General features: G+C 47.4%; 7 protein-coding genes. 4 read left to right on the top strand and 3 right to left on the bottom strand.

From position 1 onward, the window contains the following. Positions 1-58: 58 nt before the first annotated feature. On the top strand, positions 59-730 hold the full coding sequence (locus C7A19_RS13615; protein ID WP_116645133.1) for a sulfotransferase family 2 domain-containing protein: 672 nt from the start codon (positions 59-61) through the stop codon (positions 728-730). A 31-nt stretch (positions 731-761) separates the two neighbouring features. Here C7A19_RS13615 and C7A19_RS13610 read toward each other — a convergent pair whose 3' ends face one another. From C7A19_RS13610 to C7A19_RS13600, 3 genes are all read right to left on the bottom strand, one after another. Further along, positions 762-1517, bottom strand: a complete 756-nt coding sequence (locus C7A19_RS13610) for a sulfotransferase (RefSeq protein WP_116645132.1) — start codon at positions 1515-1517, stop codon at positions 762-764. Beyond that, positions 1501-2826, bottom strand: coding sequence for an ABC transporter ATP-binding protein (locus tag C7A19_RS13605; protein ID WP_235614316.1), 1326 nt, complete (start codon positions 2824-2826; stop codon positions 1501-1503). Before C7A19_RS13605 ends, C7A19_RS13610 begins: the two co-directional genes overlap by 17 nt. Before the next feature lie 162 nt (positions 2827-2988). Further along, positions 2989-4713, bottom strand: a complete 1725-nt coding sequence (locus tag C7A19_RS13600; protein ID WP_077649353.1) for a hypothetical protein — start codon at positions 4711-4713, stop codon at positions 2989-2991. A gap of 766 nt (positions 4714-5479) precedes the next feature. Here C7A19_RS13600 and C7A19_RS13590 point away from each other — a divergent pair. The 3 genes from C7A19_RS13590 (at position 5480) to C7A19_RS13580 (ending at position 13047) form a co-directional block, all read left to right on the top strand. Continuing rightward, positions 5480-8704, top strand: a complete 3225-nt coding sequence (locus tag C7A19_RS13590; RefSeq protein ID WP_235614315.1) for a glycosyltransferase — start codon at positions 5480-5482, stop codon at positions 8702-8704. Positions 8705-9008: 304 nt separating this feature from the next. Further along, positions 9009-10289, top strand: coding sequence for a capsule assembly Wzi family protein (locus tag C7A19_RS13585; protein ID WP_162300278.1), 1281 nt, complete (start codon positions 9009-9011; stop codon positions 10287-10289). A gap of 85 nt (positions 10290-10374) precedes the next feature. Then, complete coding sequence (locus C7A19_RS13580; RefSeq protein WP_116645127.1) at positions 10375-13047, top strand: SLBB domain-containing protein; 2673 nt, start codon at positions 10375-10377, stop codon at positions 13045-13047. Positions 13048-13162 lie beyond the last annotated feature (115 nt).

The raw sequence follows: 13162 nt of genomic DNA, 5'->3' as shown, positions 1-13162 counted from the left end.
ACAATACAAATAAATAGAGAAAGCATAGCCGCGGCTATGCTTTTTTTTGGAGCCGTTTATGATCATATCTTTACACCTACCCAAAACAGCAGGTACCAGCTTTTTCGATGCACTCACGCGTGTCTATGGTGACCAGCTAATGCGAGACTACAATGATATCCCTTTAAATCGGCCGGTAGAGGAAAGAAACCGAAAAGCGTTGAGTGATGCTTTACACTACGAGCAACAATATCGTGATCCCGCGTCTAAGGTGGCATGCGTTCATGGCCATTTTTTACCGGTTAAATACGGGTTGTTGCCTTGTGAAAGTACACAATTTATTACTTGGATGCGTCATCCAGTAGAGAGGCTAATTTCCCATTATTTCTTTTGGCTTTCGGCCTATAATGAAAATGCTGCGCCGTTACACAAAAGAGTGGTAGAAGAGAACTGGACACTGGAAGATTTTGCCTTCTCAAACGAAATGCGAAATGTCTATGATCAGTTTTTATTTGCGTTCCCACTCCATAAGTTCGATTTTATCGGGATAACAGAGCATTTCTCAGACGATCTTTGTTGGTTTGCTAACAATATTATAAAGATGAACGGCGAAGTTGAAGAAAAAAAACTAAACCAAAAGAAAACGACGCCGGAAATCAGTAATAAGCTTCGCTCAGAAATAGAAACCTTTCATGAACAAGATATGATGCTATATACACAAGCGTTAGACATGAGAAAAAAAAGAATCTAATACACGTAGTAGAAAATAGAGAAAACGACCACTAGGTCGTTTTCTCTAAACGAAACTGTTCAATATAGTCGATATCTTCTTTAAGTTTATAAGTGGCATAACGCTTAGCTAATCGATAAGATATTGTGGACCGAGATAGCGAATACTGACCGGAAAAAATCGATTCCGCTGCTATATCCCAAGATGAAATATTGAGAAACTCAAATACACGATTAAGTACGGCATCATGTTGATAGAGTAAATCTTGATGATGAATAATTAAAATATTATCAGCCGAAAAATAGCGAAAAAGATTCTCGATTTGTGCTTTAAACGTTCCTCTGGATAAATAGCTTTGAGTTCTTGCCGGTTGCTTCCAGTTTCTATTCTGATTAACTCTCATCCTCAACGGCTCTAACAAAAATGCGAGAAACACGTTCAGCGACTCCTGGCCCCGGTTTTTCGACATGGCATATTGAGAGATCGCGCGTTCTACTGGGTTTCTAACCACCATCACGAGTTTCGCATCGGGATTATAAGCGGCAATATGCTCAGGTATATCCTGCCAGTAGGCATAGATCGGTGTTGCGTCACACACGTAACGCTCACCAGAATAATGGGGATAACGTTCCGTGTATAGTGCCTCAATATGCGATTGAGTCAGTTGGCAAAACATGGGCTGATCAAAAACATGTGCTTCTTTACCTAGCGCCATGCAAATACTTGGATGTTGAGAAAGAAAATGCGCGAGCGCGGAGGTACCACACTTCTGTCCGCCAACGATAAATAAATTAGTGCGCTTTTGCATGATGTTTGCTTTGCAATGAAATTCCCATATCAACAATACCGGTTGCGTCTTGATTGTCTTCGATCACAGAAAACATCGCCACATCCACCCCGCGATGAAGAAATTGACGCTGTCCGTCAATGATGCCCGAGCAACCACAATTGAGAAAATACGTTCCTTTTTGCAACGAACACTTAAACGTAAAACAGACATCGACATGGTAGCTGGCTTTAAGATAATCAATGCGCTTTTCATGATTTTTAGTTGACGTCGCACCGCCAATTTCAACCCCATTGATTGTCTTAATCATCATACCAAAGCCGACTTCAAAGACATCTCGCTCTGCTTGTACACTAAAACAATACGAATAGGTTTCGCCCGCCACAAGCACATTAACCACCTGGCCCTGGCTGTTTTCAATGCGCGGATTAATGATTTCAGCGCCTTGCTTGGCATACCACACGGTAGATTTAGGAATAAGGTCGGATGTCCAGTGTGTTTGACTTTGCTGCGCGTTAGGCGTATTTCTCACCGCCTGTGCGGCTGATGATTGTTGGCGTCCGTTTATAATCTGCGCTCTAAAGGCCTCTCGCTCACTTTCATCAGACATATGTAGCAGCTTATGGTAGCTATGTACCACCTCTTTCGGGGTGTCTGTCATTAATAGCTCGCCTTTATCTAATAAAATCGCTCGATCACAAAGCTCAATAACCTGACCGGCAGCGTGAGAGACAAAAAGCAGTGTCACTCCTTGCGCTTTTAACTGTTTAAGTTTCGATTGGCATTTGCGTTGAAAGGCTGCATCGCCCACCGATAACGCTTCATCAATAATTAATATCTGAGGCTCTATATTAATCGCGACGGCAAAGGCTAGGCGTAGCATCATACCACTGGAATAGGTTTTAACTTGGCGATCTAAAAAGGGGCCAATGTCTGCAAAATCGACAATCGTATCAAGGCGCTGCTTGGTTTCTTGATGCGAAAGGCCCAACAGGCGAGCATTAAAAAATATGTTTTCTCTTCCTGTGAACTCTGGATTAAACCCCGATCCCAGTTCGAGTAATGCTGCAATACGCCCTTCAACCGCAACCTGCCCTTGGGTCGCTTGCAAGACACCACAAATCACCTGTAATAACGTTGATTTACCTGAACCGTTATGGCCGACAATGCCCAGTGTTTCGCCTTGATAGGCCTCGAAACTGATTGATCGTAAGGCAGTGAATACCGCTTGCGGACGATTAGGGAATAATTTACTCGAGAGAACATTAAAGAGAGTAGGGTTGAGTAAAAATGATTTACTAACATTCGAGACTTTTATAATGGACTTCATAACCATCAATAGCGCGATAAAACGGTTATTATGGACGAATACTGTGTCAGACGCAAAGAGAGAAAGGGCGCTTACGATTAGCTAGCGGCATAAAAAAAGGAGGGCCCAAGCCCTCCTTTTATGGCAATGTTACTCTGTTTATAATCAACAATAAATCGGTGATTACAGAGTAAAGTCAACGATAGTACCGTTGTCACCGTTGTCACGGTTAACATTGCGGGTACCGTTTTGGATGTCTGTACCTGAGTCGTCTTTCTTACGAACAGCTACTTCACCCATGTTGGTTTGTACTTCGAATACAAAACGTGCTTGGCGGGCGGTGCTTACATCAACACCAGCCATCTCTGCTACACCTTCAGGTGTTAGAGTGACCGCACCACCGCTAGGCAGTGTGAAGTAGTCGCCGTTTTGCTCGAGCGCTTTACGGTGTACCAGGGTCTTGATGCCGTTGTTGTTATCAACATCAACTTCGCCAGTTGCGTCAGCACGCTCGTTAGCGGCCATGGCTTCGTATTCGTAGATGGTGACTAGGATCTTACCACCTTTCTCACCCAGACGGTTTGATACGTCACGGATAAAGATCTTGTTTGAAGAAGTAGAACCGGTAGTGATGGTGTCAAACTTCATACCGTCACGGTCTACTTGAATGATCTTCTCAACAACATCATCTACAGGGTAGAAAGAGTCAGTTTGAGCAATTTCACCAACTGGCTTGAACAGGTTTCCAGAATCGCGGTTAAACTGAGCCAACTCTGCTTTTACAGAATAGGTGCCAGATGAGATTGGTGATTTAAGCGCGTATAGGCCGTCATCACCGATTGCTGGATCATCATAGTTGAACAGGGTCGCTGTGATCGTTTCGAGTTCTTGACCGCCAGTGATACCGGAGCCGCCAAGATAGCGAGCCGCTTTGTCGCCGTCAGCATTTACAATCCAGCCTGTTTTCGCACCGGTTGAGTCTAGCAGCTCATTAGATGCGTCAACGTCAAACCCAGAGAAGTCACCGCTGATGGTGAAGCGAACTTGCTCTTTCTGGATGTTTTGGTTGCTTGTGTTGTTTTTGAAGTTAAACACACCATTGATATCTGCATTTTCGCTATCATTGATGAGGCCAGTCTCTTGCAGACCAAGTTTATAGTTTTCAAAGTAAGTGTTAACCAACGCAGTTGCTGTGCCGAGGCCACCAGCCGCTAGCTCTGTATTGAACAGAGTTTTAGTTTGGTCAAACACAACAGGCGTGTCATAACGGTCAGCAGTGAAAGAACCATTGTGCTGAGCTGCAACGGTCAGAACAACTTTATCTGCATTGCCGTTTTTATCTTCATACAGCTTGAAGATGTTGTTGGCTTGAGACGTTTTCAGGTGAATCTTGGTATTTGGGTTAGCAAGATCTTCAACATCAGACGCCAACTCTAAACGAAGAGTATCGCCAACAAGCTCATACTTAACACGTTTTTGGCCGTTGCCTAGGTCGTTAAACTTGAACACGGTTTCGAGGTCAGAAACAGCGTTGCTACCAGTGAAGACTGCGTCACCGTCGGTGTCGACTTCGATACCGGTCAGAGTGGTGCCAGCAGCATCAGTCGTCAACCAGCTGTCGATTTGGCTTTTATTGAACTCAGCACCGATGCCATTCTTGATTTCTACAAACAAGAAGCCATTGTTACGCAGTTCGCGCTCAATGCTGTTAGCTGGGTCGGCGATTGGGTTATCAAAAGTAAGCTCCAGATCTTCCACGGCCGTAGAGAAATCTAGTGCAGATTGTTTAGTTTCTTTAGCAATAACCGTGGTGTTAAAACCAGTTTCGTTGTCTAGGTGAACATCAGCGAATGCACCCGCTGATAGACCCATCGTTACTGCCGCTGCCACTAGCGTTTTTTTCAACATGTTATTTCCTTTATTGGATCCATATTTTGATTTATCAACTTGGCTCTGGTGCGGATCATTTTACGATGACCCGCGCTTTGGCGAAGCTGATGTTGATCAACCTTCGGTGCACTGTGAGCACCAACTATCTCGATACCTAAGATGTATGAATCTCACAGCATCAAAATAATGCGAAGGATTCACTGCGCGCCGAAATGCGCAATGAGTATTGTCAGGTAGGGTAGACAAACTTGTCAACGTTCAATAATGAGTTTTTTGCGCCAACATCACACTTGCCTATCTTTATTGACATCTTTTGATTGCTAAATATTTGATATAAAAAATAAAAAACGGCCTGGTTGTTTAATGTGCAACTGGACATAAAAATTATTTTTGTGAAGTTAATCACTACTAAAATTGACATGTATAAGTGTCTTTTCTGAAAAGTCTAGGTTTTTTACTGTCCAGTTTAGTGATCAATATCACAATATTGGTCATTAATAACGTAGCGACAGAGTGAGCAGTGCCACCAGGGTTACTTACAGGTGGTCAGTTTTTGTACGTTGTATTGACGAATTCGCGCCGATTGTCCAATACCATCTATTGCGGGTCGATACCCCCCGTGTAGAATACACGCAAAACTCATTATGTTGATTGGTATCGCATCCCAAGTGCGTCTCTTCACGCTGTGTTGTCCTGGCTGGGTGTGCAGCTATATGCGCGTAAAAATGAAATAGACGGGATGCTGTTATGATTATCCCCATAAAACAAGCAGTAGAGAAAAACGATGAATAGTGGATTCATGTCCGCCGCCAGTGGCAACCCGCAAGAAACGCCAGAGCAAGTGGTTGTGGTATTAGGGATGCACCGTAGCGGCACCAGTGCTTTGGCGAAAGCATTACAAACCTTAGGGGTGTCGCTGAGTGAAAACCTGATGGGGGCAGGGCCGCATAACCCTAAGGGGCATTGGGAAGATCTGGACATTGTCGACATCAACGATCGTTTGTTGCGCTATTACCAAAGTGCTTGGTTTACCCCAGAACCTGTTCATATCGATCTGGATGACGCCTATGTGGCACGCCTTGTTGAAGAGGCGGCTCAAATACTAAAGGCTCGTATCCGCGTTCACGGGACTGTTGGGTTTAAGGATCCACGCACGTCACGGTTACTGCCATTTTGGTTACGGGTGTTCGAGCAAGCCAACATCAACGCCCGTTTTGTCTATGCGTTACGCAATCCGTTAGATATTGCACGCTCCGTGAAAGCGCGTGATCAATTTTCTTTTTCTCACAGCTATATTTTGTGGCTTCACCATCTTTTGCCCAATTTGCAACTCCTTGAAGATCAGGACGTCTACTGGGTACCCTTCAATAAGATGCTCACGGAGCCAGCCAGGGTTTGTGCCGGGTTGCAGACGTTTCTTGCACTAGAAGATGTTAACTTAGCCGATGTTTCAGCGTTTTGTGCAGAGTTTATCGATACCTCTTTATGTCACAGTCAATCTACCCAAGCGGAGCTCGCAAACAGCGAAGGGTATATAGCCTCTGTCAATGAAGTGAATAACTTCGTTATCAGCTTCGCCGAGCAGCAAGACTTACGGCATGTGCTAAATGAAACAACGCGAGATTGGCTAAAACAAAAAGAGCAGCAGCGACAAACGCTACATCAGCACCTTGATCATGATTACCGAGAAAAAATCACTCGTTTAACGAAACAACATTGGCACCAGCAAGAAGACGACTTACGACAACGCAAAGCACAGCTTTCAGTGAAAGTGACCCAGCTGGACGAAGCGCTCGCTGAACAGACTAATACGTTTGATAAGCAGCAGCTTCACATGCAACACATCCTTTCTGAGCATGAGAAGCTTGCAGAAGAGCATCAAGGGTTAGATGAGCGTCACAACGATTTAACTTCTACCTATGCGCAGTTAACGGATGCATATCAAAAGCGCGTAGAAGAGCGAGATGAGCTGGCTAATGAAAATGCGCAACTCGCTGACAATATCGCGACGCTGGCAGCGCATCATGCTCAACTCACCGCCGCTATAGAGAGCATACAAGCCTCAACGTCCTGGAAGCTAACCGCGCCGGTTAGATATGTGGGCAATCAATTAAAAGTCGGTAAGCAAAGGGCTTGTCATTACATACAGCGCCTAAAATCACTGCATCAAGTGATTGTACAGCGTGGTGGCCCGATAGTGGTTGCCAAAAAAGCTTGGCATCTATATCGCCAATATGGTTTCCAGCGCCTGTTAGCAGCAGGTCGAGCGCTTCCGATCAAGCGTGATGCATTAACGAATTATCAACAGTGGGTCGCCTTACACGGTCAAGTCAGTGGCCCAGAGCTTGCTGATATGGCCAAGCAGATCAAACAGTGGAGTAACCCGGCGGTGATCTCAGTACTCATGCCGGTTTATAACCCTGATCTTTCATTCCTATCTCAGGCGATTGAGTCGGTTAAACGGCAAGTCTACCCGCATTGGGAGTTATGCGTTGCTGATGATTGCTCGACAAACCAAGACGTATTAACGTTTCTTCGCGAACAAGCAGAGAAAGAGCCGCGCATACGCGTTATTGAGCGACAACAGAATGGCCATATATCAGCCGCAACCAATAGCGCATTAAGTCTAGCAACAGGAGCATTTATCGCGCTAATGGATCAAGATGATTTGCTGACGCCTGATGCTCTCTACCATGTTGCCAGTGTGATTCAATCACATACAGAAACCGAGGTGGGGCTTATCTATTCTGATGAGGATAAGATCGCAGAAGATAGCCATACGCGCTTTGATCCTCACTTCAAATCCACTTGGAACCCAGCGCTGTTGTGTAGCATGAACTATATCTCTCACCTCGGGGTGTACCGTACTTCGCTGGCAAGAGAGGTGGGCGGCTTTCGAGAAGGCTATGAAGGCGCACAAGATTGGGATTTCGCGCTTCGTGTTGTCGAGCACCTATCGCCGCAGCAAATTATTCACATCCCACGTGTTCTCTATCATTGGCGCGCCATAGAGGGAAGTACTGCAACAGGAGGAGACGAAAAACCCTATGCGCTTTATGCGGGCGTGAAAGCGGTTCAGGATCATCTTGATCGACTCAGGCGCGCCGCGTCAGTAGACACACATCCAGAGTATCCTTATGTGCGTGTCACTTACCAAATCCCTCGTCCACAGCCGTTAGTCAGCTTAGTGATCCCAACCCGAAATGGCCTAGATGTGCTTAAAGTGTGCATTGACTCCATTCTGGAAAAAACCACCTATGCGAACTATGAAATCTTAATCGTCGATAATGGCTCGGACTGCGAAAAAACCTTGGCCTATTTGGCCGGTTTACAAACTAACCATACCCATGTGCGCGTGTTGCGTGATGACAGCCCCTTCAATTATTCAGCGCTCAATAATAAAGCGGTAGCACAAGCAAACGGCGAATTAGTGGCTTTGGTCAATAATGACATTGAAGTCATCAGCCCTGATTGGTTAACCGAGATGGTTGGGCATGCCTTACAACCCAATACGGGAGCGGTGGGCGCACGTTTATGGTACCCCGATGACACCTTGCAACACGGCGGTGTCGTCATGGTATGTGGGGTTGCCGGCCATGCGCACAAATACCTGCCGAAAGGGCAACCGGGATACATGAGCCGCGCGGCGGTGACACAGAATTTTTCTGCGGTGACCGCCGCGTGCTTGGTGATCAAAAAATCGATATTCCAACAAGTGGGTGGTTTAAACGAAAAAGACCTAACCGTCGCGTTTAATGATGTTGATTTCTGTTTGAAGGTTCAAGAGGCGGGATACTTTAATGTGTGGACACCGTTCGCCGAGCTTTATCACTACGAGTCAAAAACCCGTGGCTTTGAAGACACACCAGAAAAACAGGCGCGTTTCAAAAAAGAAGTGGCTTACATGCAAAAACGTTGGCAGCACGTCTTACTGAACGATCCGTGCTACAACCCCAACTTAACCATGACCAGTGAGGATTTCTCCCTCGCCGACGTCCCGAGGTTATAACGCCTACACAATATCGAGTTTTTGCGGCTAGACCTTTTGCCTATAAAAATTAGCAGGTACACTCACAAATCGTTAAAAATTGCCGACTGCGCCTGACGTGCGGTAACGGATACAACTCGGCTAGGCGCACAGGGGAGCGACACCTCCGGGCGGTAGCGTGTCTAAATGGCACATATCGACTCAATGTCTGTTTAATTTTTAACTCATATTTTCTTTCATTCGCAGCGTTGTTAACAAACCTATGAAATGTTCAAAATGGATGAACTTGGCATCGCCTCACCTAAGTGGTAGGCAAACGATAGCGATGCTGGTACTGCTCACAAGCACACAAGCGGGCGCATCCCCCTGGCTTGAGCCGGATGACCCATTTTTACGCGCCGATCTGACTGCATTATCGGATGCCGGCCAACTCAATGCTCCGATTAATCACTATCCGTTACGCTGGTCTAGCTTTTACGACGATACCAACCCCAGTCAATTTACAGGCAGCGTGTTGCCTCGCGCCGCAATGCTCAATACGGCGCGTAGTCATGTTCGCTATCGTGCGCATGCGGCTAAGTTTAATCGCGCGCCAATCGGGTTTGATTTTTATTGGGCCAACGATCCCGCCACCGGAATAGACTATGGCGACACGCCACGTCACGAATGGCAAGTGAGTAGCTACTACCAACATCTAAGCAATCGTTTTGCTTTTAAAGTCGCTAATCAATACCTTCGCGATGCCAATGGCGATAAAGACTATACCTGGCAAGGCTCTTACCTCGCGCTTAACGATGGTCGCTGGTTGCTTACCATGGGCCAAATTGATCGATGGTGGGGCCAAGGCTGGCAGCATAACCTCATTTGGGGAAATCAAACGGCAGCGGCACCAAGCGTGTCACTCAGCTATCTCGGTGAAGCGCTTCCTTTGCTCGGTTACTGGTCGTTTGAGGCCGTGTATCAACGCCCTGAGAACACAGGTTATGATGCGCACTGGGCCGCGCGCTTAGTCAGCCAACCCATTCGTGGCTTTCAATATGGGTTGAGTTATCAAGAGTGGCAAAACCCCAATGACCATCGGACTCGCGCCGAACAATGGGCGTGGGATGCAAAACTGGCATTACCCGCGTTTGATTTACCGTTGGCGCATGCTGTTTACACAGAGTTGGTCAGTAATTATCAAGCCAAAGATCTGGCAAGTAGCCTAATTGGCTGGAGCGGACAAACGGAGCTGGCAGGGCAAAGTGTTCGTCTGGTGCTAGAACAACAACAGACTCACCATGGTTTTGAAACCGTACTGAGCCAAACTCCCGCCATTGATCAAGCGATATCATCAGACCAATTAGGCGGTAACAGTACAACCTATGGGTTAGATACAAGCCGCTCTGTGGCCGTGTATACCCAGCTGACCAACGACCATGCAATAAAAACCATGCTGGCGGAACGTGAGCAAGGTAACGACAGCTGGCACGTGCTTGAGGCCAGCTATCGCTTTCCTGTTGCGACGGGGATGGTCACGGTCGGTGCCAGCAAAACCGACGACGATACGCCGCACTATCCAGAAGCAGACACACGTTACTGGCTTAAATATCAATTACGATTTTAGTCGCAATTGTGCTCTCGTTGCACACGATAGCGACGCCAACCCATTTTTACTATCACGATAACAACACGTACGGATCACGCGAATTATGTTGACGTTTTTCTTTTCCACTCATCGGCCATGGCGCACCGTCTCAGCGCGTATTATTGGCGGATTACTTTGCTCGCTGCTTATCGCCCAACCTACATGGGCCGCAACACCAACACCCAGTCAGTTGGCACAATTTAAACAGTTGCCAAAGGCGCAGCAAGAACAGCTGGCCCGGCAATATGGCATTGACTTAAATAGCCTACAAAGCCAATCAAACACCGAAGAAGCCACGTCATCAGCCCCAGAATCGCCTGAGCGCATTGGCGGTGAATCGGCCGAACAACCATCGATGGCAGATGCCGAGCCAGATACGAACAAAGATAACCCGGCGCTCAAACCCTTTGGCTATGCCTTTTTGACGGGAACCCCGGCATCACTGAATGCGGTGGATGATTTACCGCTCCCCGCGGATTATCAAGTGGGTCCGGGGGATACCCTAGACATACAAATATTCGGGAAAGAAAACCAACAATACCAACTGACCGTCAAGCGTGATGGCAACATCCACTTCCCTAAATACGGCCCGATGCAAGTGGCTGGAGAAACCTTTGGTAAGGTGCGCGAACAAATTAAAGCCATGTTTGCTGAGCGAGTGATTGGTGTCGACGTCACCGTTGATATTGGCGCCATGCGTACCATGCAGGTGTATTTAGCCGGTGATGTAAAACAGCCTGGCGCTTACACAGTGAATGGCCTTACCACGATCACCCAAGCGCTATTGGCCAGTGGTGGGATAAAACACAGTGGTTCACTGCGCAATATCCAATTAAAACGCGATGGCAACGTCGTCGCTCTGCTGGATCTTTATGATCTTTTGCTTGCCGGTGACAGCAGTGGTGATGTGCGCCTACTCAAAGGCGATACCTTGTTTGTCCCTGCACGTGGTGCGCAAGTCGCGGTCGACGGCGAGGTATTACGCCCCGCATTATATGAACTGACCGGCAACAGCACGCTCGCGGACGTGGTCGATATGGCAGGGGGGGCGCTTCCCGAAGGTTATCTATCGAGTATCAGTGTTAAACGCACCACTGAATCAGGCACCAAGCAGTTCAGCCTAGACATGACCACGGCAGAAGGCCAGCGTTTCGCCGTCAAAAACGGTGATGATATCACCATTGCGAAAAGTAACGATGCGATCGATAACGCGGTAGTACTGCGTGGTGAGGTGGTTCGTCAAGGCGCGTACAGCTTTGAACCCGGAATGAAAATATCTGATCTCATTAAAACAGCAAAGCGCGACCTCAAGCCCAGTGCTGATTTAAACTATGCCTTGCTCGTGCGTGAAGTAAATGCAAAACGCGACATTGAGGTCCTGCAGTTTGAACTGGGCCGCGCTATTGACGAGCCCACCTCAGCAGATAACCTGCGCTTGCAACAAGGTGATCAAGTTTTTGTTTTTAACAACGGCATCGACAGCCAATACTGGGACAAACGTCAAACGGCGAAAGTCGACAAATCACGCCTCGATCAAAAAAGTAGCGGCGGCACGTATATTGACCCAGAAACCGGGGCAGAAGTGGCGGTGCAAACCAAGCAAAACGAGTCCAAGTTAGTTAAAAACCTGGTCGAACAAAATGATGAGGGCGGACGCTCACTGCGCGAACAAGAGCTGGCCCCGATTATTGAAAGGCTTAAAGACCAAGCAAGTAACCAACACGCCGCGCCAGTCGTTGAGTTGACGGGAGCCGTTAAGTATCCCGGTATATATCCTTATCCCGTCAACGCCTCCATCGAGCAATTACTCGATGCTGCTGGTGGACTGACCGAAGCGGCCTACGTTAAGCAAGCCGAGATCTCACGGCGCGAAGTGGTTGATGGGCGTTTAACGGTACGCCATTACCCGATCAACCTGGGTGAGACACTGGCTGGCAAAGGGCCAACGTTGACCATCCAACGTCAAGATCGTATTAACATTAAAACCAAGCCCAACTGGCATAAAAACAACACGATTGAGCTCCAAGGTGAAGTCCGCTTCCCTGGTGTGTATGCCTTTGAGCGTGGCGAAACCATCGACGATGTCATTGAACGCGCGGGTGGCCTTACCGAGTTTGCTTACCCCAAAGGGGCGGTATTTAGCCGTGAGCGACTCAAACGCCAAGAAGCAGAGCGCTTGAAAATGCTCAACCGTCAATTAAAGCAAGAAATCAGCAGCTTAGCGTTACGTCGTCAAACAACCAGCGCGCAATATACTACCAGCCCGACTGAAGCTTTATCACTCGCCGAAGAGCTACAAAACGCCGAAGCCGTGGGCCGCATGGTGATCTCATTGCCACGCGCACTAAAAGGTGATGATGTCGCAAACATTATGCTAGAAGGCGGTGACAAGCTATACGTGCCGCCTAGAAACCCCGTGGTCAGCATCATGGGCGAAGTCCAGTTTGCATCTAATCAGCTGTTTGAACCTGGCATGACGGTAAGTGATTACATTGAATCTTCCGGCGGCACCAAACAACAAGCCGACACCGACCGCATCTACGTTGTGCGCGCCGACGGCTCAGTGATGATGCCCAACAACAGCTTCTGGTTCAGCCGCAACCAAAAACAACTGGAACCCGGCGACACCATTATCGTCCCAATCGACACCGACTACCTAGACGGCCTAAGCACCGCCTCCACCGCCACGCAAATCCTTTATCAAATCGGTGTTGCTTGGCAAGCGGTTAAAGATTAAAGCGGGGAAAGGAGTCTAGAGCGGAGCTTAGACGCTTCGCTTCTAAAAACTAGAAACTAGAAACGAGGGAGAGACTAGACGCTTCGCTTCTAGAAAATAGAGACTAGGAAAAGCT

The sequence above is a fragment of the Salinivibrio sp. HTSP genome (assembly GCF_003390965.1).
Classification (GTDB): domain Bacteria; phylum Pseudomonadota; class Gammaproteobacteria; order Enterobacterales; family Vibrionaceae; genus Salinivibrio; species Salinivibrio kushneri.
Note: the sequence above shows the minus strand (reverse complement) of the source record. Positions and strands in the feature narration are given on the sequence as shown.